19 protein-coding genes are annotated in these 23,623 nt (G+C 51.9%); 13 read left to right on the forward strand and 6 right to left on the reverse strand.

Going from position 1 to position 23,623, the window contains the following annotated elements:
- The 10 genes from IG168_RS06015 (at position 1) to IG168_RS06060 (ending at position 10,074) form a co-directional block, all read left to right on the forward strand.
- Positions 1–1,014, forward strand: coding sequence for an FAD:protein FMN transferase (locus tag IG168_RS06015; protein WP_193162876.1), 1,014 nt, complete (start codon positions 1–3; stop codon positions 1,012–1,014).
- A gap of 166 nt (positions 1,015–1,180) precedes the next feature.
- The gene (locus IG168_RS06020; protein WP_193162878.1) at positions 1,181–1,705 is read left to right on the forward strand and encodes an AraC family transcriptional regulator; all 525 of its coding nucleotides are present in this window, start codon (positions 1,181–1,183) and stop codon (positions 1,703–1,705) included.
- Between the two features lie 6 nt (positions 1,706–1,711).
- The gene (locus tag IG168_RS06025) at positions 1,712–3,619 is read left to right on the forward strand and encodes a hypothetical protein (RefSeq protein ID WP_193162880.1); all 1,908 of its coding nucleotides are present in this window, start codon (positions 1,712–1,714) and stop codon (positions 3,617–3,619) included.
- Positions 3,612–6,431: a tol-pal system YbgF family protein gene (locus IG168_RS06030; protein ID WP_193162882.1), complete on the forward strand. Its 2,820-nt coding sequence runs from the start codon at positions 3,612–3,614 to the stop codon at positions 6,429–6,431. The genes IG168_RS06025 and IG168_RS06030 overlap by 8 nt, the downstream gene beginning before the upstream one ends.
- Positions 6,432–6,612: 181 nt before the next feature.
- Positions 6,613–7,059, forward strand: coding sequence for a tetratricopeptide repeat protein (locus IG168_RS06035; protein ID WP_193162884.1), 447 nt, complete (start codon positions 6,613–6,615; stop codon positions 7,057–7,059).
- Positions 7,059–7,349: a hypothetical protein gene (locus tag IG168_RS06040; RefSeq protein WP_193162886.1), complete on the forward strand. Its 291-nt coding sequence runs from the start codon at positions 7,059–7,061 to the stop codon at positions 7,347–7,349. Before IG168_RS06035 ends, IG168_RS06040 begins: the two co-directional genes overlap by 1 nt.
- A 26-nt stretch (positions 7,350–7,375) precedes the next feature.
- A complete protein-coding gene (locus IG168_RS06045; RefSeq protein WP_193162888.1) occupies positions 7,376–8,041 on the forward strand; it encodes a MotA/TolQ/ExbB proton channel family protein in 666 nt (221 codons plus the stop codon).
- 21 nt (positions 8,042–8,062) lie between these two features.
- Positions 8,063–8,587: a biopolymer transporter ExbD gene (locus tag IG168_RS06050; RefSeq protein WP_193162953.1), complete on the forward strand. Its 525-nt coding sequence runs from the start codon at positions 8,063–8,065 to the stop codon at positions 8,585–8,587.
- Between the two features lies 1 nt (position 8,588).
- On the forward strand, positions 8,589–9,107 hold the full coding sequence (locus tag IG168_RS06055; RefSeq protein WP_193162890.1) for an ExbD/TolR family protein: 519 nt from the start codon (positions 8,589–8,591) through the stop codon (positions 9,105–9,107).
- Positions 9,108–9,120: 13 nt separating this feature from the next.
- The gene (locus IG168_RS06060; RefSeq protein ID WP_226876579.1) at positions 9,121–10,074 is read left to right on the forward strand and encodes an AgmX/PglI C-terminal domain-containing protein; all 954 of its coding nucleotides are present in this window, start codon (positions 9,121–9,123) and stop codon (positions 10,072–10,074) included.
- Positions 10,075–10,096: 22 nt separating this feature from the next.
- Here IG168_RS06060 and IG168_RS06065 read toward each other — a convergent pair whose 3' ends face one another.
- A complete protein-coding gene (locus IG168_RS06065) occupies positions 10,097–12,580 on the reverse strand; it encodes an Ig-like domain-containing protein (RefSeq protein ID WP_193162892.1) in 2,484 nt (827 codons plus the stop codon).
- Positions 12,581–12,698: 118 nt separating this feature from the next.
- Here IG168_RS06065 and IG168_RS06070 point away from each other — a divergent pair, with 118 nt between their 5' ends.
- A complete protein-coding gene (locus IG168_RS06070; RefSeq protein ID WP_193162894.1) occupies positions 12,699–13,001 on the forward strand; it encodes a hypothetical protein in 303 nt (100 codons plus the stop codon).
- A 221-nt stretch (positions 13,002–13,222) separates the two neighbouring features.
- Here IG168_RS06070 and IG168_RS06075 read toward each other — a convergent pair whose 3' ends face one another.
- The 5 genes from IG168_RS06075 to IG168_RS06095 form a co-directional block, all read right to left on the reverse strand.
- A complete protein-coding gene (locus tag IG168_RS06075; RefSeq protein ID WP_193162896.1) occupies positions 13,223–13,978 on the reverse strand; it encodes a tyrosine-protein phosphatase in 756 nt (251 codons plus the stop codon).
- On the reverse strand, positions 13,975–16,470 hold the full coding sequence (locus tag IG168_RS06080) for a GumC family protein (RefSeq protein ID WP_193162898.1): 2,496 nt from the start codon (positions 16,468–16,470) through the stop codon (positions 13,975–13,977). Before IG168_RS06080 ends, IG168_RS06075 begins: the two co-directional genes overlap by 4 nt.
- Positions 16,470–17,015 (reverse strand): polysaccharide biosynthesis/export family protein, encoded by a 546-nt coding sequence (locus IG168_RS06085; RefSeq protein ID WP_226876581.1) that lies wholly within the window; start codon positions 17,013–17,015, stop codon positions 16,470–16,472. Before IG168_RS06085 ends, IG168_RS06080 begins: the two co-directional genes overlap by 1 nt.
- A 51-nt stretch (positions 17,016–17,066) precedes the next feature.
- Positions 17,067–18,209, reverse strand: coding sequence for an outer membrane beta-barrel protein (locus IG168_RS06090; protein ID WP_193162900.1), 1,143 nt, complete (start codon positions 18,207–18,209; stop codon positions 17,067–17,069).
- An 85-nt stretch (positions 18,210–18,294) separates the two neighbouring features.
- Positions 18,295–19,704, reverse strand: a complete 1,410-nt coding sequence (locus IG168_RS06095; protein ID WP_193162909.1) for an undecaprenyl-phosphate glucose phosphotransferase — start codon at positions 19,702–19,704, stop codon at positions 18,295–18,297.
- A gap of 1,241 nt (positions 19,705–20,945) precedes the next feature.
- Between IG168_RS06095 and IG168_RS06100 the strand changes: the two genes are divergently transcribed.
- Positions 20,946–22,298, forward strand: coding sequence for an oligosaccharide flippase family protein (locus tag IG168_RS06100; protein ID WP_193162911.1), 1,353 nt, complete (start codon positions 20,946–20,948; stop codon positions 22,296–22,298).
- The gene (locus IG168_RS06105) at positions 22,295–23,218 is read left to right on the forward strand and encodes a sulfotransferase family protein (RefSeq protein WP_193162913.1); all 924 of its coding nucleotides are present in this window, start codon (positions 22,295–22,297) and stop codon (positions 23,216–23,218) included. The genes IG168_RS06100 and IG168_RS06105 overlap by 4 nt, the downstream gene beginning before the upstream one ends.
- Positions 23,219–23,623: the final 405 nt, after the last annotated feature.

Consider the following 23,623-nt stretch of genomic DNA (forward strand, 5'->3'; position numbering starts at 1 on the left):
ATGAAATTACTGAAGTATTTATTGCCGTGCTGCGCCGCACTGCTGTTTACCCCAGAATCGCATGCCGAGTGGTTTTACGAAAAGCAGGCCGTTATGGGCACCGATGTGACGGTGCAGCTGTGGCACGAAGATGCAGCCAGTGCAGATCAGCTCATCGATCGGGTCATGGCGGAGTTCCGCCGCCTCGATGGCGAGCTGTCGCCCTACAAGGAAGACAGTGAACTCTCCCATGTGAATCGTACCGCCGGTCGCGAGACGGTCAAGCTATCCGCGGAGCTCGCCTCGCTGATCGACAAGTCGCTCTGGTACAGCGAGGAAACTGGTGGGGCCTTCGATATTTCCTATGCGACGCTCGGCCGGCTTTACGATTTCCGCCAGCACAAGGAAGCGGATGCGGCGGAGACCGCCGCACTGATCAAAGCGCTGAACTACCACCACCTGAAATTCGACAAGGCCGCACAGACACTCTATTTCGACAACCCGAAAACTCAAATCGACCTGGGCGGTATCGCCAAGGGTTACGCTGTCGACCGCGCCATTGCGATTCTGCGGCAGGCGGGGGTGCGAAATGCCAGTGTCAGTGCCGGCGGTGATGCGCGCATGCTCGGCGACAAGCGCGGCCAACCCTGGCTGGTGGGCATCCGCCATCCACGCGACAAGAGTAAAAATGCCGCTGTTATTCCGCTGCAGGATACCGCCATCTCCACGTCCGGCGATTACGAGCGGTTCTTTATCGACGATCACCACACGCGTATTCACCATATTTTCAACCCGGCGACCGGCCGTCCCGCTGGTACGGAAGTACAGGGTGAGTCCGCACAAAGCGACAAGCTGATCAGTGTCAGTATTATCGGTCCGCAGGGTTTCGATACAGACCCGTTATCCACCAGCGTTTTTGTACTGGGGCGGGAAAAAGGGCTGGCACTGATCGATCGTCTGCCGGGGTTCGAAGCCATCGTGATCGACAGCGGCCGCCACCTGTATTTCAGTCGCGGACTCGAACAGCCCAACTAAGCAGAGCATTTGCTGGCCGCCATTCGTTAACGGGAATTGGCACTGTCGCCATAAGAAAAATGCCAACAGGATCACGACGAATTCATGATCCCCTGAGATAATTTGCATTGAACCGCATACCGCCAACGGCCGCCCCGCCGGCAAGCCCAAATGAAAAGGCAGTCCCATGAGCCGCTGTATCCAGTCACTGATTTTTGTCCTCGCCGCTATCGCAGGGCTACCGGCCATCGCCGCAGAGGGCCCGTTGGCCTCTGCCAATGTCGAGGCACTGAAAGGCGAGGTACTGAAGCTCAACCGCGACCTGCTGATTCTCGAGGAAGACCTTTTGTATCCGGCGCAGAGCCAGATCGCGGTCTATGTCTCGATGGACGTGGGGCACTACTTTAAACTGGATGCGGTAAAACTGCAGATCGACAACAAGCTCACCGCCAGCCACCTGTATACGGAACACCAGCGCAATGCGCTGATCCGCGGCGGTATCCAGCCGCTGTACAAGGGCAACCTCAAGGCCGGCACCTACAGTGTGTCCGCGTTCTTTACCGGCATCGGTCCGGAGGGACGCGAGTACAAGCGCGCGGCGAATCTCGAGCTGGAAAAAACCGATGAACCGGCGGTGATCGAGCTGCGCATTGCCGACTCCGCCGGCAAACAGCAGCCGGAATTCCAGCTGGTACAGTGGCCGGCGCCCTGACCCGCGATGCTGTATCGATCCCTGGTCAACAGAATCTCCCTGGCGGCAGCGCTGTTCGGCGCCGCAACCGCAGCCATTGGTGACGAAAAATATACCCAGGCCCAGGACATGGCCTACGGGGTCGCGCTGTACGATTATTTCCAGGGTAACTATTTCGACGCGCTGAGCACCCTGATGGTCGCCGGACAGCGCGGCAGTATCCGCGTGCATGCGGACAACGCGGAACTGATCGAAGGTGGAATCAGCCTCGGGTTTGGCATGCAGCAGCGCGCCGCGGACCTGTTTACCCGGCAGCTGGAAAAAGCCGATGGCGATCCGGAATCCCTTGCCCGCTACCGCCACGTCGCCTGGCTGAAACTCGCCGAATTGACCTATCGACAGCAGAATTGGTCCCTCAGTACCGAATATCTGCAGAACTCCGGCGCAGCCGCTGAAACCCCGCTGGCAGTGAACCTCGCATTGCGCGGCGGTGACATCGCAACGGCACAACAGCGCCTGGAAAATCTGGACAAAGATAGGGTGTCGGCGAGCCGACGCGTGCTCGCGCAAATCAATATCGCTGCGGCACTGGCGCGTGCGCAACGCTACGGCGAAGCGGTGCGTTACTACCAGCTGGCCAGTGCGCTGGCGGTCGCAAGCGATGCATCCAGTGAAATCGAAATCCTGCGTGACCGCACTCATATCGGTGCCGGATACGCCTTTGCGCTGCAGCAGCGCTATGCGCAAGCACTGGAAGAATTCCGCCGTGTGCGATTGCACACCGCCTGGGCCGATCGCGCTCTACTCGGCATGAGCTGGGCGGCGATCAACAGTGGCGAATACCAGACGGCCGTGGACGCACTGCAATTTCTGCGCGATCGCAACAGCAACACACCAGCGGCCCGCGAGGCACTGGTGGCACTGCCCTTCAGCTACGAAAAGCTGCAGCGCCCCAAAGCCGCACTGGTCGCCTATCAGCAGGCAGAGCAGCAGTACCGCGCGTCGCTCAGTGAACTGCAGCAGCTGGTCAGGGATGTGAGCGCGCTGCAGTTTGTGCCGACGCAGGACACCGATATCCAGCGCTACGGATGGTTGCAACTGGCGGAGACGCCGTCGCTGTTGCGCGACAATCGCCGCTACCTGCACCACATCCTGGAGAGCGACGCCTTTCAGTTGCGCCTGTCGGAACTGCGCGATCTACAACAGCTCGCACAGGTCATCGATCGCTGGCAACAGCGCCTGCCATTGTTCGATCAGCTGATTGCCGATCGCAAACAACGCCGACGTAATATCGTCGATGGCTATAACAGTGCGCAGTACGATCAACAGGTGGAAATTGCCCAGCAGCAGTACCGGGCACTGGAAAGTGCACTGACCCGGATCCAAGACAAGCGAGATTTTCTCGCACTACTGCGTGCCAGTGGCGGTACCGATGCCAAAACACTGGCGCGAATTGAAGACGCAGAAGCCCGCTACCGCAAACTCGCGCCCCGCGGGATGGCACGCGATACCCAGGCAACCAGCCTGGAACGCGCGCGCGGTATCCTTCTATGGCGTGCCAGCGAGCAGTATCACGAGAACCTGTGGCAACAGCGCAAGACCCTGAGTGGGCTCGACAAACAAATTCAGCTGGCCACCGCGCGCCAGCGGAAAGTCGAGCAGATTGCGCAACGCGCGCCGCAGCTCCAGCAACTGCAGAATAAGGTCGAAAGCGCCACACCGCGCCTGGCGAAACAGCGCGATGCCATCGCCGATGCCACCGCGACTATTGAGGCTTCAATACGTCGCGATGTCCTCGCCGCCCTGAATCGCGAACGTAGCCAGATTCAGCAGTACATGGCACACAGCCGGCTCGCCATTGCCCGACTACAGGACAGCGCCCTTCAGGCCGCTCCCGCTGCCCCGGTGTTGGAAACGGGGAACGACGATGCGTAAGCAATTGTACGGCCACTCCGGAAAGATTCTCGCGCTCGCCATCAGTTGCGCTGTAACTGCCTCCTGCAGTAACCAACCGCCGGCTACCCTCGCGAACCTGCCGACCGCCACACTGCCAGCCGAACCCGCCATCACCGTGCCGCAGCCGGATATCGCCGAACTGCAGCGCAATTATGAAGCGGCCCTGGCGAGCAGTATGGATCCGCATACGCGCCGACAGATCCAGCTGCGGCTGGCGGACCTGGAAATGGAGCGGTTGGAACAGCAGCAGGCGCAGCATCCGGGTACGGCGGTCTCCTACAACAGCGCGGTGCAGCGCTATGAGGCACTGGCGGCGGCAGCACCGGACGACGACTATATTCTCTACCGGCTGGCGCGGGCCCGCGCGCTGAACGGCGAGACGACGCAATCGCTACAGGCGCTCGAGGACATTGCCAGTGCCGCACCGGAGTCCCCGTTCATCGGCGAAGTCCTGTTCCGCCGCGGCGAAGCGGCGTTCAACCGCAGGGACCATGACGCTGCAGCGCGTGATTTCACCGCGCTGCTGCAGCGTACGGAAACCGATGGGGACAGCCCCTTCGCCGACAATGCGCGCTATATGCTCGGTTGGTCACAGCTTAAATCGGCGCATTACCGCGCATCGACAGAAACATTTCTCGACCTCCTCGACCGCTTGAATGAGCGCGCGCCGCTGGCGCAGCTGCCGCAAGGACAACAGCGGCTCGCGCAGGACAGCCTGCGCGGCCTGGCACTGGACCTGAGTTACCAGGGCGGTGCCGCGGCCATCGAATCCTTCAATCCGGCAGGCGGCAGTCGACCGTATCAACACCGCCTGTACAGCGCCCTCGGCGATTGGTACGCGGACAAGGAACGCTATCGCGAAAGTGCCGATGCATTCCTCGCATTTGTCGAACACTACCCACAGAGCACCGAAGCGCCGGCCCTACATCTTCGCGCCATCGAGACATTACAGAAGGCCAGGCTCGACGACGAAGTCCTGCCGGCCAAACGACAGTATGTACAGCGCTACGGAATCCGCAGCGATTACTGGGAGCACGCCGACGCGGAGCAGCGCGACAGGCTGCGCGGCTGGTTGCGTCCGTGGCTCACAGAGCTCGCGCAGTTCGATCACGCCCGTGCCCAGGCACTGGCGACCCAGCGCAGCAAGAGCGCGCGCGAACAGCGGCAACTGGCCGCACAGTCCCGTCGCGCCTTTCTCGACGCAGCGGCGCTCTACCAACAGTTTGCCGATACCTTTCCCGACGACAGCGCCACACCGGAACGCGTTTTCCTGATGGCAGAGTGCCTGGAACAGGCCGGTGAATACGCCCGCGCGTGGCAGGCATACAGCGACGTAGCCTGGCAATACAAAGATAACAAGCGCGGCCCCGAAGCCGGTTATGCCGCTATCCTCATGTCTACGAAGATGCAGAGCCAATCTGCTACCGGCAATACCGTCGCACGGGACCTGTGGCTGAAGCGCAATACTGAGGCGAGCCTGAAGTTTGCCGAATCATGGCCGGGGGATACCCGTGCACTGCCGGTATTACTCGCCGCCGCGGACCAGTTGCTACAGCAGTCGCAGTATGTGGAAGCTATCGCCGCAACCGAACGCGCGGCACTCTGGCAACCGCAGCCGGATATAAAACAACAACAGCAGATCGCCATGATCCGCGGCCACAGTTATTTTGCGCTCGAGGACTTTGCCAATGCGGAACAGGCCTATACCACTGCCTGGCAGCTCAGTGCCGACGGCGACAGTCTCCACACCGCAGCACAGCAGCGTCTCCAGGCCGCCATTTATCGCCAGGCGGAGTTGGCGCAGCAGCAGGGCGACAATGACAGTGCCCTGGAACATCTGCTGCGCATCCGCGACAGCGGCCGCACAGAGATCGCGGCAACGGCCCAGTATGATGCCATCAACCAGCTGATTGAACTGCAGCAATGGCAAAGGGCCAGTGCTGAGCTGGCGGATTTCCGACGCTTTTATCCGGCGCACCGACTCACCCCGACCCTCGCGGCCAAGGCCGTCGTCATTTTCCAGGCACTGCAGTTACCTTCTGCCGCTGCCGATGAATTGATGCGTCTGGCTGCCGGGGATTCAGATCCACAGGTGCGCCGACAGTCCCTGTTTATGGCCGCGGAAACCTATCGCGAAGCCGGAGAAAAATCCAAGGCGATCGACGCCTACCGCCAGTACAGCACCCAGTGGCCGCAACCGGCGCAGCAACGGCTGGAAGCGCAATACCAACTGACGCAGCTATTGGAAGAGGGTAATAGCGAGCGCAACCGCTGGTTGCAGCAACTGGCCGGCAACGGGGATACCTCGCCCCGCGGTCGCTACCTGGCGGCCTACGGCCAGAGTGCGCTGGCCGAGCAGAGTTACCAGGCTTTTGCGCAACTGCAGCTGCGCCTGCCGCTGAAACCGAGTCTCGCCAGGAAGAAACAGGCAATGGATACCGCCGTCGCGGATTATCGCAAAGTACTTCAGTTCAATATCGCCGAGTTCACAACCCAGGCCAACTTTCGCCTGGCGGAAGTCTACCGGCAGCTCAGCCGCGACCTGATGGACTCACAGCGCCCCCGCGGCCTGAATGCGCTGGAACTGGAGCAGTATGAAATCCTGCTGGAAGAGCAGGCCTACCCGTTCGAGGAAAAGGCGATCGAATTGCACGAGGCCAACATCCAGCGAACCAGCGACGGCATTTACGATGGGTGGATCAAGCGCAGCTTCGACTCCCTCGCGCGGCTGTTGCCGGCGCGTTACCAGAAACAGGAAAAAACTCTGGAGTGGAGCGATGCACTGCACTGACGCCCAGACTTATCGCCCCAACTGGATCGCAAGGAGCCTCGCCGCGGGAACAATACTATTGCTCGCGGCCTGTAGTTCCGTCACGACGCCACCTGCGGATACTGCTGGCAATGCGGCCACAGCGACAGCCAATCCCTATCTCGCAGAGCCGGAGCGCGCTCCGCAGGCCGCAAGAGACGGAATGGAAATTGCACATCAGGCCTATAACGACGGAAATCTGGCACAGGCCGAAGCGGAATTAATCAAGCTGACAGAAACCTGGCCCACACTGTCCGGGCTCTGGCTCAACCTGGGCATAGTGCAGCAGCGCGCCGACAAGACACAGGCAGCGGAACAGAGTCTGCGCCACGCCATTGAGGTCAACGATAACAACATCTTTGCCTGGAACCAGCTGGCGGCGCTGCTGCGCGATACCGGTCGATTTGACCAGGCCCGGCAGTGCTATGAAGCGGCGCTGCAGCGCTGGCCCGACTACGGCGATGCGCATCGCAACCTGGGCATACTGTACGACCTCTACCTGCACCAGCCGGACAAGGCTCTGCCACACTATCGCGCGGCCCAGGCCGCACTCGAGGAGCCGGACAAGCAACTCTCCGGCTGGATCGTGGAACTGGAGCGGAGACTCTGATGCGCAACGTGGCCCACAAAGCAATAACAGCCTTGATGCTGGCCAGCGTGCTGGCCGCACCCGCCACTGCAGAAGAGGCGGCGGTCAACCTTGAATCGACAATCATCGGCAACCGCGAGGAACCAAATGTCCTCTACATTATTCCGTGGAAGCAGGCGGACAGCCTGAAACGGCTGGAAAGCAGCCTGCCACAGACGATCGGCGACGTGTTTGCACACCGCGAATATTCAGAATTGCAGCGTGAAATCGAGCAGATGCAGTCAGAACAACAAATAGAATCCAAACAGTAACCATAGAATCGCCCGGAGGTCGGCATATGGAATTCACTCAGGCGCTGCTGCGCTTTTTTCAGAACGGTGGTCCCTTCATGTACCCCATTGCCCTGGTGCTGGTCATCGGCCTGGCGATGGTCGTGGAGCGCTGGATTTTCCTGTCCCTGGCGAAGACCGCCAACCGTCGCGCCTACCAACAGGTACTGCCGATGCTGCAGAAGCGCAATTACAACGGCGTCCTGCAGCTCGCCCGTGAAAACAAAGCCGCCATGGGACGCATCGCTGCCGCGGGTATCGGGACATTGCAGTACGCCAAACGGGACGAAAACATTGCCCTGGCAATCGAGGAAGGCATTCTCGAAGCGGTGCCGCGGCTGGAAAAACGCACCAGCTACCTGGCAACCCTGGCCAATATCGCCACTCTGTTGGGGCTGCTCGGCACCATCATGGGCCTGATTGCCGCCTTTACGGCAGTGGCCAATGCCGACCCATCCGAAAAGGCGTCCATGCTCTCTTCCAGTATTTCCGTCGCCATGAATACCACGGCTTTCGGTCTCATCTCCGCCATTCCGCTGCTGCTGTTCTATTCCATGCTGCAGAACAAGACCAACGAGATCGTCGACAGCCTGCAGATGGCCGGTGTGAAATACCTGAACCTGCTCAGCATGGGGCGGATTCAGATGGCAGAACAGAAAGCGGCAAAAAGCTGACGGCTGGCAATTATGCTCAAACTGAATCTTCGCCGGCGGGCTTCCACGGATGCGGAACTGGATATCACCTCATTTATGAGCCTGATGACAATTCTAGTTCCTGTCCTGCTACTGAATATGGTGTTTTCGCACATTTCCGTACTCAAGCTGAACCTGCCGGGGCTCAGCGAGGCCAGTGCCAGCGCGCAAGAAAACCGCCAATTGGAAGTGGTGCTGCGACACGATCATATCGACATCAACTATCCGGCCGGTATGCGGGTAAAACGCATCCCCAATAAAAACGGCCAGCCGGACTTCTCAACAATGTCGAATGTACTGCAGGAAGTGAAACGGCAGCTCGCCGAAAAATCCATCGAGAAGAAGGACCTGGTCATCCTGTCGGAAGTCCATACACCGTACAAAACCCTGGTTAAAGCGATGGATACCGCCCGCAGCTACCGCGCTGTGGTAGCCGCCTCCGTAGTGGATGCCGAGCTCTTCCCGCAGATATCCCTGGGCGATGCGCCGGCTGCGACACAATTGGTACAAACGGCAGCGGGGCAATAACATGAATTTAAATGTGGGCGCCAAACTGCAGCAGCGTAAACAGCGCCAGAAGAAACAGCAGTCAAGACTCAATCTCGTTTCCCTGATGGATATCTTCACCATTCTGGTTTTCTTCCTACTGGTGAACTCCTCTGATGTCGAAGTGCTGCAGACTGATAAAACCATCAAGCTGCCGGAATCCACCGCACAGCAGAAACCGGAGATGACCGCCCTCGTCCGGGTCAACAACCAGCAGCTGTATGTTGGAGAACGGCTGGTCGCAGAGGTCGACGACATCGATCTCAATGCCGATAAAATCGAACCGCTGTTCAGGGAGCTCGAATACCTCGCCAACCGCGCCGGCCCATTGTCGGCGGATAAAGAGGCGGCCGGACGCGCTGTGACCATCATGGGCGACGAAATGGTGCCCTATGAACTCCTGCGGCAGATTATGCGTACATGCGCGGCAGCGGACTTCCGCGATATGGCCTTTGCGGTCAACCAGACATCACCAGAAGATCCGCCGGGGGTCGACGGCTGATATGGCGACCGCAATGAGAACTCCGCTTCCCCCCTGGCAATTGCAGGATGCCGTGCTGCCCTGGTCTGCTTCAGCAGCAGAGGATGAGCGATTCCGGCGCTATCTGCGTAACGGTCTCATCGCCTTTGTGCTGCTGGGAATCACCGTAGCTTTGATACCTATTCCGGAACTCAGCCGCGAACAGGCCGAACGGGTTCCGCCGCAGCTGGCACGGGTAATTCTCGAAAAGAAGGCACTACCCAAACCGAAGCCCATACCCAAGCCTGTAATCAAAGAGGTCGAGAAAAAGCCGAAGAAAGCGCCGGTAGCCAAGAAAGTTGAAGCAAAGCCGATACCCAAGGAAAAACCACCGGCCGCCAAGGTTCAGCTGGCTCGGGAAAAAGCCGCCAACAGCGGGCTAATGCAGATGCAGGATGATCTCCTGGCGATGCGCGAGAGCGTAAATGTCGCGGAAGTCAGTGGCGGCCAACTGACAGCCGGTGCCGCCAGAGCCCAAACCATCGACCGTTCGCTAATCTCTGATCGCTCTAAGACCTCGAGTGGTGGTGTGAATACCGCCAAGCTAAGTCGCAACACAGGCGGTGCTGCCCTGGCCGCCCGCGAAACCACGGTTGTTAAGACTGCGCAGGCGAGTGGCGCCGCCCGGGAAGCGGGCAAGAAAGTTCGGAGGGAAAAATCAGCGAGGGCTGAAGCCGCCATCCGCAGCATCATGGAAGCGAATAAAGGGGCAATCTACGCAATCTATAATCGCGCTCTCCGGCGTGACCCGACACTACAGGGCAAAGTGACGGTACAGCTGGTCATCGAGGCCAATGGCAGTATTTCGGCGATCAAGCTGATCAGCAGTGAACTGGATAGCCCGGCACTGGAACACAAGCTTCTTGCGCGGATCCGCCTGATCAACTTCGGTGCGGATAATGTCGAGCAAACGACACTCAACTATTCCATTGATTTTCTGCCGTCCTGAATGGGCGGCAGTACTCTGATCTTTATGGTGCTGTCACAGTTACCGTGACCTGTGCCGGCGAGAAGTTGCCTTGGCCATCCGTTACCCAGTATCGGAATTCCTCGCTGCCAGTAAATCCACCGATCGCTTTATAAGTAATGGTGCCGTCGCCGTTATCGTAAACGGCTCCGTAGTTCGGGTGCACTATACCGTCTACTTTTAGCGAATCGCCATCGGGATCCGTGTCGTTTGCCAGCAAATCAATTGTCACCTCGGTTCCAGCAACAACCTCGGCAGAATCATCATTCCCCAGTGGTGGGCTGCTATCCAGATCGATTTCGCCGCGATAGATCGCTCCTTTCCATGCGGTATATGGACTTTGCATAGCTGCATCCACCTCCGGGCCAAGATACGTTTTGAACCCGTATTTATGAATCTCGGCGGTAGCACGGTCGCTAAAGTAATTCTCTACAATTGCATAGGCATCGCCATTTGGATCTCGGTAATAACCATCCCTCTCCAATAAAGCGATCATGTCATAAAAGGGTACGCCCAATTCGTCTGCCCCCCCCGGAAGCGGGTTAACACCAATACTATCGGTTTTTTCACCACTGTACTCAACCCCAGATCCGGCGGTAGTTGAAGCACTCATATATTCGAAGTGGCCATCATTTCCAAGGTCAATCATAAAGCGATTTGGCACCAAATCACTGGAATCCATTACCAAATCTACTGCTTCATCATAATCTACAAGTGGTGTGGTAACGCCAGAAAAATCGGCATCGATCACAACAAACTGATCCAGCCCTAAATTTTCCGAATTGGTCTGAACCTTGCTGAGCCGGATACCATCTGGAAAGGACTCAATTTTCGCGTCGTTGATTACCATATCGGAAGTGTTTTTTCCAAATTCAATGCCAAAAAGCGGCGCCCGATAAGCCTCAGGAGTACTGCCAATAAGATCAAAGTCTTTTAGTAAATAGTGCGATGTATATTCGATAGCAGCGCCTGCCCGGACTTCCCAAGCACGAAATTTTTCAAAGATCGTGTGGATGTCATGCTGCTGCATAGGGCTTGCTTTAACAACATATAAGCCGACGGTACAAGCGAACGCTTCATTATCATAGAAGTTCCGGATAGGAACATCATCGGGTGTTGCATTTCTTCCGTAGCCGAGAGCCTCTGGCAACATAAAATGATCTGCAGGAAAATCCAACATACCTGATCCCCGATGGAAATACACGAATCCGTGATTCACGCTCGCAGCGACATTATCTGCACTGCGTACCATCCTCCCCTGAAACCAAAAACCATCGCCTGTTCGGGCCATATCAAAGGCCTCTCGATCATTTCCGTTCTTGGGATTAAAAGCGTTATTGCCTTCAGCCTTTATCGCGAGATTATGAATCCAAGAGCCTATTTCATTTCCTGTTTCGGCAACAAATCCTGCGCCAAATGTATTAAAGCTAACGTTATTGTAAAACTCTGCGTTACTATCGTGATGCACGAAGCCCCACCCAGGCGAACCAAAAACAGAATTCCCTTCTGCCACCGCAGGATGTCGTGGGTCTTCCGTTCCAGCTCTATGAAGGTGAAAACTATAGCGGCCACGGACGTTACTATCGGAGCTTACTTGATCAAGATCCTCCACATTGAAGCTCGGCACAGATTTATCCGTCCGTCCTAGCCTGAGAAACTCGGCATATCGGACATCGACATCGGGATTGTGCATAAACATAACATGACCCCTCTGATTTACCGGGAGCAATATATCGCTCTCAGAGCCAAAGACTATATTCCGAGAGAGGTTAGCAACACGCGCTTTTAGATCTGCGCGTGGTGTAAGATGGTTGTACTGCAGTGGACTATCGAGAGTAACGATATCATCCTGGATTGCCATTATCTTGCGCACTTCATCACGGGTTCCGTGGTAAGTCGCCTGGCGTAAGTCATTGTCCCATTTCCAACCGGAATACTGCGTACCGGTGATAACGATAGTATCCCCTATGCGCCAATTTACGGGTATTTCTGCCAAAGCCAGAAAATCGTCACCAGCTACCGGATTCACACTAACTTTAAGGAATGATGTTTTCCGACTGCCATGAACAATTGTTTTACCATGAGCGATCATCCCGCGGCTCAATAGCATAGGGTCCCAATTGACGTCAATATCACCGTTATCAGCAAATAGGATATTGACATACTCGTCCGGCTGGAGAGGTTGATCTTCGGTGCCGATAACAAGTTCACCACGGCGATCCACATAAAGTGTATCGACGATCAACTGTGAAGAATCTTTCGTCGAAAACCACAGCTCGCCATCGACACGCAAAGTCTTCAGTCGCGAGGGTGATATTACGTCATAAGTGACCAGGCGACCTTCAGGTATAACGACGCGCGCACCATCTCCCGGAACCTCCTTGTTATGCCATGTCTCTGGGTCACACCAGTCACCATCCCTTACAGCAGCATGCGTCGCTTGCGTATAGTCCACTAGCGCCAATGCAGCCATATGTTCTTCCATCATGATACCGGTATGGTCTGACGCAGGTCCCTCCGTCAGTTCGGGCAGTTCATACTGGCCATTTGGATCACTACTGACTCCCCCCTTTAAACAGAGAGTTTCGTGCGGCGCGGATCCAGCATTGTCGTTTGAACTGCCACTCGAGCTACTACTGGAGCCACTACTGGATGAGCCACTCCCGCCACTCGAACTCGAACTCGAACTCGAACTCGAACTCGAACTCGAACTCGAGCCAGAGCTTGAGCTACCGCTGGAACCACCACTACTCGAACCACCGCCGTTATCGCCGTTACCCCTCCCACCATTGCACGCGGCCAGAGAGAAACAGATCAACAAGATGAAAACAGAACGCAATAACATAGTAACTCCGTGCGTGCCAGCAATAGATCATGACGACACAAAAGTAATCGGAGCTTTTGAATAGAACCAATCCAGTCGGAAGCAGAATCCGCCGAAATCTTTCCAAAGTGATGTAGATCACTTTATTCCGCGCCGATAATACTCTCCCCTACATACCCTCAATTTATTAAATCCAACTTTGGAATAAGAATAGGCTCCGTTACTTCAAAGGAAGGGTGCAGAACGTCTCACGTATCAACACATTCGCCCCAAAATGATGCAGTTAATATCTACAAGATAACGAGTTTAAGAAGCCCAGCGTGACTCAAAAAGAGAACTGGTAAATTGTTTGGCAGCTATAACTGCCGGATTGGTCCAGACCAGATCCCAGGATCTCGACTCACCGACTAATTTCTCTGCCATCCTGCGCCCCTCACTCAAGTTAGGCGGCCTTCGCACAAGATGATGAGCATCTGTTGCCAACAACGTAATAAGACCTGATCTCAATAGCTGAAGGGACCGCGCTTTGGCCCCCTCACCAAATTGACCAATCAGCGAGCCTGCGGTCACCTGGAATATACACCCCCTATCCACGAGGTTTATCGCATTATTATAGTCGCGCAAAATATCCCGGTTTCTTTCAGGATGCGCAATTAATGGCCTGATACCCCTATCTATAAGCCAGGAAAACAACTGCTCTGTACCGTGCGGAATATGGCTGTGCGGCAATTCGAGTAGCAAAACGCGAAAGCCGTGCCAGCAACCAAGAAATGGCAATTCGTTTTTCGTTACCAATCCAGGAATTTCTGCGCATACCCTTATTTCAGCAGCATAATTCAGCGACAGATCAATGCCTTCACGCTCGAGTGCGGCGCGCATTACAACGCAATCATGCGCGATGGACCTCCGGCTATTTTGATATCGGCCGACATGAATATGCGGCGTCACAACAGCATGCGTTATACCATCTGCCACCGCTGCCCGTGCAAGCGCTAGCGCCTGCCCCATGTCACGAGGACCATCATCAATCCCTGGCAGCAAATGGCAGTGAAGATCGATCACACTGTCTCCACTCTTCGAAGATTATTCCTGGGCAACGCCTGGCAACCTTTGTCGGAATCAGCCTCACGGATAACCGCAGGCTTTTCACTATCTAACACGGGTCTCGGGTCTCCATCGAATACTTGGTCTGGTGCGCCATATCCATATTTATCACCATAAAAACCATAATATTCGCTTGAGTATTCTGAACATTTTTTGAGGTCCACTTGACTAAGAATGACACCATCAATAGAGGTACCTGCTCTCTCTAAACGCTCAATTCCCTTAGTGACAACACGCTTTCTGGCAACACCGCTTTTTATGACGTAAAGGGTGGCACTAGCAACACGCGAAATCAGCAAGGCATCACTTACTGCCTGTACGGGAGGAGTATCAATGATGATACGCTCGTACTTTCGAGATAGAAGCTTGATATGATTGGCGAATCCGACCGACCCCAACACTCTTTGAGCATCCGGTGGAAGTGAGCCGGCTGGCATAACGTCCAGACCAGAAGCTTTATCGTGATAAATACATTCTTCGCTCTTTTTCTTCCCAGAAATCAAGTTAGTGAGGCCGGCTCGCTTTGGTGACAGCCCGAATGTCCTGCCAATTGTAGAGCGGCGCAAATCCGCATCTATTAAAAGTACTTTTTCCATCTGCGCGAGGGAAAAGGCCAAGCACTGGGAAACCGTTGTCTTTCCTTCGCCAGGAATAGAAGAAGTAATTGCAATAATTTTTGCTGGAGAGTCCAAATGGGAGAGGACCAGACTCGTACGCAATGTACGCACCGCCTCTGCGAAGCTATAGTTCTCTTCACTAAAATAGGTACGCAGTGACAAGCGATTATTCGCTGCTCCCTTAACAAGAGGTATCACTCCAAAAAGGTTATGTCCTAACACGTTTTCAACGTCATCGGGCCCTCTAACCTTGTCATAGAGGAATTCGTACAAGACTGCAATAATCACGCTAATTGCAACACCAACCAACATAGTCAAGGTAACAATTAATACGAGCTTGTTATCAACAGGCGCGCTCGGAGCAACCGCCGGATCGGCAAGCCGAGCTATTGGGCTATCAAAGCCACTCCCCTCACTAGTTTCCTTGACTCTTGTAAGGAATGTCTTATATAAGCCCCGATCTATTTCTACTTTCCTTTTTAGTTCAGCATGCTGGATTTCTTTTATAGATGCGGCCTGATAACCGCGCTTGATTTTCTCAAGCTCCAGCTCGAGAGAACGTTCATTCTTCAGGGCGGCCTGGTATTCGTTCTCTATACCTTTTAGTAACTGCTCTTTCTCATCAGAAATTTGTTTCCTAATCGAAGCAATCTCACTATTCGCGATAATTATTTTTGGGTGCTTCTTGCCATACCGAAGGGATAGCTCCGCAAGGCGACGTTCCGCGTCAGATTCAGCGCGTTTCAAATCCTGAATAGCAGCACGATATTGTTCGCCAGGCAAAGCTGTGAGGTCACTTAGGTCTGCTTTCCCCTGACTTAGCAGGCTCCGAATGCTGGATATTTCTTGCGTCCTGCGTCGAGCTTCGAGTAATTGGGCAGTCGTTTCATTTAGCTCCTGAACAGTAAGAGGCTTCCCGCCATCCAGATCGACTAGATTCTCCTTCTCCTGAAAATCGTGCAGCGCTTTTTCTGATTCTTCTAATTTTGTACGCACGGCCTCCAGACGCTCGTTTAACCATGCGGTTGCACGCTGCCTTACTTCTTCACCGGCTTCTCTTTGTGCTTCGATGTAAACCTGCGCGATCGTATTGGCTATCCGGGCAGCAGATTCAGGAGACTCCGATTCGAATGTAATCTTAATTAACTGGGTGTTTCGCACCATTTCAACGCTTAAGTGTCGATAAAACTCCTTTGCAACGATATTCCGTAATTGATCATTGGATGATTTTCCAACCTTCAATTCTGGTCTTATCAAATAGGTATTATTTTGGGCAATATCCGATTCAGATTCTGTTAATAACTCTGACCCAAGATCATTGGGAAGAGCAATATCTTTTTGCTTTAAATGTTTTTCATCTTCTGTCGAAGTGGTAATTATTAACGATGAAGATACATCTTCACCTTCCTTTTCCGTCCCTGTGCCTTTAAAAACTGCCCATGGGAGAAAACTGCCACCTTTCTCGGCAATACTGAACTCTTCATTTTCAATCAAATTTAGTTTATCTATAACACGATCGATAATTTTTCGTGATTTTATAATCTCTTCCTGGGTCTTGAGATAATCTCGATTCTGATTGCCAGACTCATATACATCCTCAATTTTGACGAGGTTTGCCTGTCCGTTTTCGAAACTCAATATAGCCGTTGCCTGATATCGTGGTGCTAGCGCCAGCAAAACTGCAGCGGCAACTGCGCCGAAGACTATGGTAGCAGCCACAATTTTCCATTTATGTAGAAGGGTAACCCGCCAATACTTCCGAAGGTCAACTAACTCTCCATCTACAAATTCATCTTGACCCGGACCGTATCCATTTGACAGTTTGGATTCCATTAGAAAAACCTTTGTTCTATGGTAACGATGTCTCCCGGCATTAATTTGGTCGAGATATCCGCCTTTATTTTTTCCTGACTTTCCTCTGCACCACGGACTATATAAATCTTGTCTTTTGAGGCGCGCTCCGTAAATCCATGGGCCAGGGCGGCCGCTTTTCCGATAGTCAAGCCAGGCTGGAATGGATAGCCACCGGGAACCTTAACTTCCCCATCAATGAAGAAAGGCCGGTACTCCACAATGGATATATGGACAATGGGTCTCACCAGATAATCACCGGAAAGCCCAGAAGTTATAACCCCTTCCAACTCCTTGGATGTCAGGCCCAGGACTTGAAGCTCACCCAGAAATGGATAATTGATGACACCACTGTCGTTTAACAGTGTATCGAGCGTAAGGTCTTCTTCTCCGTAGACTCTTATGTTAATCCGATCGCCGGGACCGAGTCTGTAGTCCGCTTCACTTAGTGCGTAAACCTTCTGACCAAAGCCTAAGACGGATATAAATAAGCCGCTAATAAATACAATAAAATATGGCTTAAACATGGAATAAATTTGACATGATCTCATTATTACATTGCCTGCTATTACAGATACTTAAATCGCAACATTGAACCCGATGTAAGTCAGTTTGCGTTGGTAATCCAAAGAATCGTTATTCGATTCCAGTTGGCGATGATCAATACCCGCCATAAACGATAGCCAGTAATTAACACGATAGTTTAGGACTAGATCGGCTGCCTTTAGCTTTTGTCTACGATCGACATCAACGGCCCCTTCTACATCACGATTTTCTTGGGTGTATGTGATGTCCGTTGAGAAATGGTTCCCCCACTGGTGAGCCCAGCCAAGAGAGTTTGTTATCACATTTAAATAGTCACCGAAGCCCTGCATTTCGTCCGTCTTACGTTCGGTGCTTAATGCAAGCGTACTGTAACTCAGGGGCTTCCATTCGACGGTAGCCTTCCAGCTCGGTCCCGAGAAGGCTTCCCGTTCGACATCCTCGAATTTTTTATTAAGGTGTCCGATACGCAGTTTCAAGGCAGTCTTAGCGCTTTGCCAGTCGACACCAATAAGATAGCCTGTTTCCCTGCTGTCGAGTTGGCTTCCACTGTCAGCCAGGACATCGTAGTTGATACGCCGCTGCTTTATCTCCGCTACGAGTTCGGTTTTCCCGCCCGCTGCAATATAGGTGGAGATTCCGCCGTAATCGCTGCCTCTATCGCGTTGCCGGTTCTCTGCACCATCATATTTCTTGGTATTCGTACCGAGTGTTATTTCAAAGCGTAACCGGCTACTGTCTGGCCCGTATCCCACTAAGCCACTGATATCCCTGGCAATAAACCGTTCAGGAGCCGCTATTTGGTTGCCCAGACTCTGGGAAAAGCCAGTACCTCGCTGTTCGTGTGCGTCTTCAATACCAGCTGATAATGCGGTTCGCATCCGGCTGTTGATATTCCAATCCGCGCTTACGGAAAGTGTCTGATCCGTATATGTATCTTCATCACTTGCCTGGTATTCGCCGTGATCCGCGCTATAACTTAATCGATATTTATCGACCTGATCGATCGCCTCAAGATTCAGCGCCGCGTGAGTCGCGATGACCCAGCTTTCAATAATGCCATCTGCACTATTCGTAACATTGTCATCGTACTGGTATGTCATACTCAGCTCAGGCGATAAATCGATGCCTGCCGGCAACTCCACTGCAGCACTGGCAAAGGGAGTCTCCAGATACATGAAGAGCACGCCAGATATCACACAGCACTTTGTCCTGGGCTTCATTTATCATTCCATTGAAATTATTGGATGAGAACTTGCCTTTTCAGTAGGCGTTTTTTCCAGTAAACCCCTTGATAATCGTCAATAGGACGATTCGTATATCGAGAAATATTGACCAGTTCCTGATATAGTGGAGATCGTGCTTTACCCGTTGATTCATCTTGTCCAATGTGTCTGTCTCGCCCCGCCAACCATTGACCTGTGCCCACCCTGTAATACCTGGTTTTACTTTATGGCGTAACATGTAACCGCTAACCAATGAGCGATACTGCTCATTGTGAGCTACCGCGTGGGGCCGAGGGCCGACAATCGACATACTGCCCTGCAATACGTTCAGGAACTGGGGAAGCTCATCCAGCGAGGTGCGACGTAAAAACGCGCCGAAAGGAGTAATTCTGGGATCATTTCGCCGCGCCTGGACTACGACATTACCGTTATCCTGGCATGTCATACTTCTAAATTTCCACACTTCAATTTGGCGACCGTCTAACCCATATCGACGCTGTCGAAAAATTATCGGACCTGGTGATGACAACCGGATTCCAACCGCTATAAATAACATCAATGGAGTGAGAAGAAGTAGAATAACGGTAGAGAGGATCAGGTCTTCCAGTCTCTTAAGCCAGCTGTTCAGACCCTCTATCGGTGTATCATAGACACTCAAGAGGTTGCTTTCTCCGACCTGGTAAAGTCGGGCATGAAGCATATTTGCCACGAAAAAGTCTGGCAACACGTGAACAGTAACTGTACTGTCAGCAAGACCTGTCAGTATTTCTGCAATGCAGTCTTCGTCTCTCATCGGCAGGGCGATATAGACCAGATCCAGCTTTCCACTACGTGCGTCATTGATTGCGGCTTCAGTATTTCCCAGGCATCTGAGTCCTGTTTCCTTTTCGAAACCCTGCCGATCTTCACTGGCACCATAAGCCCGATAGAAGCCTCTTATGCGAATCCCAATCTCAGGATTTGATATGATATCGCGAGCCAACCTGCCCCCCGAAGAAGTCGCTCCGACAATGACCGTAGAGCGGGTATTCCAGTCTCTGGCGCGCAGGTAGAACAAAAGCTGGCGCAGCGCAAATCTCCAGACACAGAGCACGAAAAGGACGGTAACGAACCAGCAACCTATAACCAGACGCGAGTAATCGGCCCCCAATTTGGCAAAATAACCCACCAATAAAAGCACAGAACAGACAGCGACCCAGGCGAACGAGGTGGCACCCAACATTTTAAGAAAACCGTCAGCTCGCCATGAGCGATAGAGATCGACGGATTCAGCAAGAAAGGCAAAACCTGAAACACCGATAAGCCCGATTATCAACCAATCTTTCGTTATGTTATGGTCGAAGGCCAAGAGGCAAGCTAACAATAAAAGAGAAATCAACAGGCTATCGAGCAACCTGTACACAAGAGCCAGGCCACTTCGGCCCATACGGATCCATCCCTGGTGCATCCTCCCCCTCCAATAAGTAATAATCGCAAGTAGCTTCCATTGCCTTGCGAATTCAGTTAGTTTTTTGCCGTAGACTTGCCTTCAGATAATTGACCAATAGATACTTAAAATTACAGCAATTAATACACAATTATCTGGACATCTAATTTCCGTATTCACATCGGCTACCGATCCATTATTAGTGCCATATTCAACATTGGCTCTAAGCAGTCAAAAACTTACAATCGTACCGAATACGGTGACTTATCCCCTTGATCGTCTCAATTAAATGTAATTGACGGCGCAACTTCGAATAGATAGATCTTTAGATCCCTGCCATCAACAAGCAATCGAGAGTATACGTACGAAGAACATAAAACAACAATTTGTGAACCACTTATCAAAAATAATTTTAAGTGGTACGACACTTCAATTTTTTAATAATCTAAAGTTTCTGTTCCTGCCTCTTCTTACTGCAAACACGGCTAAAGAACTTCGCGCCGTACCAGTTGGCGCCAGCAAAAACGTACCAATTTTGCCTGTGCTACAGATACTTTATAGTGCCTTACGCTATCAGTGATAATCAATTACAGAAGAATACAAGAGAGAAGAGCCTTCCAAATTTCCATTTTCTTCTGCCAAGAATTTTTAAGCACTTTATCTTCCACAACTCTTCATTGCTTTTAAAAAGCTGCATCTCTTTCCTGCAAGATTTAGCCCACTTCAGCCACACAAGAGCTATCAGATTCAGAAATCAGTCGCGTTCCTCCGTTCAGGAGATCCCGTTTGTAGCTAATTCTTGAGAAACTACCCAGGCCAAGAATCAATCGCACTATAAATGAAGGCATTGCGGTCCAGCCGCCCCAGTATAGTGCAACGGATATACTTCGAATTTCAGACCATCCAGTCTGCTAAGATGTATGAATTAGCTGGTAGAACTGGCCGCGTGACATTTTGACTCCTATCCAGCTTAACTCTACCAACTAAATCTTGATGAACCTTTCATGTTAGCCGTCGGATTAACTGGGTGATTGCATCATACAGGTCTTCCCAATCTCGCTGAACAAACTGGCAAGAACGTCCCACTAAAATAGAATGACTATGTATGGCAATAACTCGTATCATTAATCCCAGTTTGTTTTTACTTACGATGAGCCTCGATACATTTTTTCTCGCCCAGATTACTGCTCATCTTGACTGAACGTTTAATATTTTTCCTTAAACCTGCCAGTAGATATTTTACTTTGTACGAAAACTCCTGAATGCAATACTCGACCTCTTCGACCGAAACCCTACCTTTAGATAGCGTTTCACAGAGATTTAGAAAGCTCGCCCTTAAGGGATCTTTATGGATTATTGGCGGGCATGCGTTTGCAATTCTTCTACGCATGGTTAGCAGCCTTACGTTAACACGATTGCTGGCGCCGGAAATATTGGGATTAGTGGCTCTATCGTATTTAGTTAACAAAGGCGTTTCGATGTTTGCCGATGTTGGACTCAGGGGTAACGTGATATATCACCAAAATGGTGACAATCCTAAATTTTTGGATACAGTCTGGAGCATCCAGATTATCAAAGGGGTTTGTGTTTGGGCGCTTGTATCCTTACTCGCGTATCCAGCCGCACTCTTTTATGACCAGCCTGAATTGCTCTGGATAATTCCTGTGACAGGAGCCAGTAGCGTCATTCTCGGAATTCAATCTACTGCGGTTTACTCTACAGTTCGTCATGTTATTCAAAAACGCAAAGTCTTGTTTGAGGCTGCGTCAAAATTCGCCGGTTTCACAGTGATGCTTTCCTGGGCCTGGATTTCTCCCGGAGTGGAGGCGCTAGTGTTTGGCGGAACGGTTACTGCATTAATGACCTGCCTACTAAGCCGCCATTTGTTGCCTGAACGCCGTCCGGATCAATGGGGAATTGACAAAGAGCAGGCGCGCCAGATTTTTCGCTTTGGTCGGTGGATCTTAATTTCAACGGCTTTGACATTTCTTTTTGTTGAAGCAGATAAAATTGTCTTGGGCAAGTTACTGACAACACGTGATCTCGGTATTTATTCGATTGCAGCGCTCAGCTCTGTGGTAGTGTTAGAACTGATCACTCGGCTTTCCACCGATATACTTTTCCCTCTCTATGCAAAAATGTATAGGTCGAACAGTGATACAGAGCTAGCCGATACCGCTCAATTACGCTTTGCTATCGCAATATTGGGTTCTCTTCCGCTCTGGTTGATTGCACTCTTCGGTCAGGAAATCATTGGATTACTTTATGACTCAAGATACCAATCCGCCGGCTGGATGGCGCAAATCTTAGCAATCGGGACAGTCGCGCAAGTACTCGTGGCAACCAGCGAGCGAGCCCTTTTAGCGAAGGGGAATTCATACTTGCATATGTGCATTACGGGTACGCGCACAATCTTGGTGTTTTCAGGCATGGCGATAGGTATCCTAATTGCCGGCATCCCAGGTCTGCTTTACGGGCTGGTAGTTTCCAGATGGCTGGGCTGGGTTCTAGTGACTTCGATATTGGCTCACCACAAAACAATAACACTTAAAGTGGATATTTCAGTTATTTTCTTAACGATTGCACTATTGTGCTTAGGTTACTTATCTCTATGAACACGTCACTTGCAGAGCTACCGATCCAGTGGAGTAAAAAACCTGACTTTGTACTTATTGGTGCCATGAAGGCAGGCACTACTAGTCTTTACCGCATGCTGGACACGCATCCTGATTTGTTTCTCACGCAACCGAAGGAGCCAGAATATTTCTCGCAGAAATTTGGTGATGATGGTTTTTATAGTTGGTATAGCTCGCTCTTCTTGGACGCCAAGCCAAACCAGTTATGCGGAGAATGTTCAACTGGATACTCCCGTGCCTGCGTTTATAAGGAGGTACCGGAACGTCTGCATCAAGAAAATCCGGATGTACGAATTTTGTATTTGCTTCGTCATCCAGCTGAACGCTGCTGGTCACACTATTTGCATAGAATGAATGAGCGTGTGGCGGCAGGGAGTAAATCACTGCCTTTTGAAGAGGCTATAAAGGAATATCCAGAAATACTCGACGCCAGTTTGTTTTTTAAGCAGATAGATCGCTACACGAATTTTTTCCCAAGATCGCAAATACACGTTCTTCTATTTGAAGACTTACTACAGGACGTACATATTGCGATGGAGAAGATATTTAACTTCTTGGGTGTTTCTCGCATGGTTGACGTAAAAATGGAGCACGCAAACCCAGCTGGAGATTTAACCGGCCGTCGAGAAATGAGATCTATCTGGGAAAAAGCAAAATCTACAAATGCGGGCAAGCTGGCCAAGAATTTTATTCCGAAATCACTAGCAAGATTGGTTTATTCAAACGTAATAATGAGCCGACCAGCTATCTATTTAGCAAAAAATATGCGAGGCACCGCGGACATTCCTGGTAAGCCAGATCAGAAGACTAGACAATTTCTTTTGGAATACTTCCAGTCTGCTAACCTCGAATTAGAAAAATGGCTAGGGCGAGAACTTCCAGACAGCTGGAATCGCTAATATTGTTCAGTCAAGGTTTACTTGATACGGACTCAGCGCTCGCGAATGGCGAACTGTGACTGTAGGGATTGGGATTTAAAAATAGCATCATCACTAGGTTGACCCAAGGATAATCGAGATCTGGTGATGAATTGTAAGATTCTGAAGGTATAGAGAAATCGCATCTATCAGCGGCTTGATAGGAGCACACTTTCAAATTACAAGTACAGTGTAAGAAATATGTATTTTTGATATTTCCGCAGGAGTATCTGGTATCTGGTCGAATCCATTGCTTATTACATTAATGAGCTCACGCATTAGCTTATTTCATGGTGCAGCCTCAGGCTCATGCAAAAGCTGGAAGGTGGCCAAAAGGTCGGGATAAAACTTTCATAAATTGAACCCAATCGGTCAGTATTAGCTCTC

It is taken from the genome of Microbulbifer hainanensis, from assembly GCF_014904735.1.
Lineage (GTDB): Bacteria > Pseudomonadota > Gammaproteobacteria > Pseudomonadales > Cellvibrionaceae > Microbulbifer > Microbulbifer hainanensis.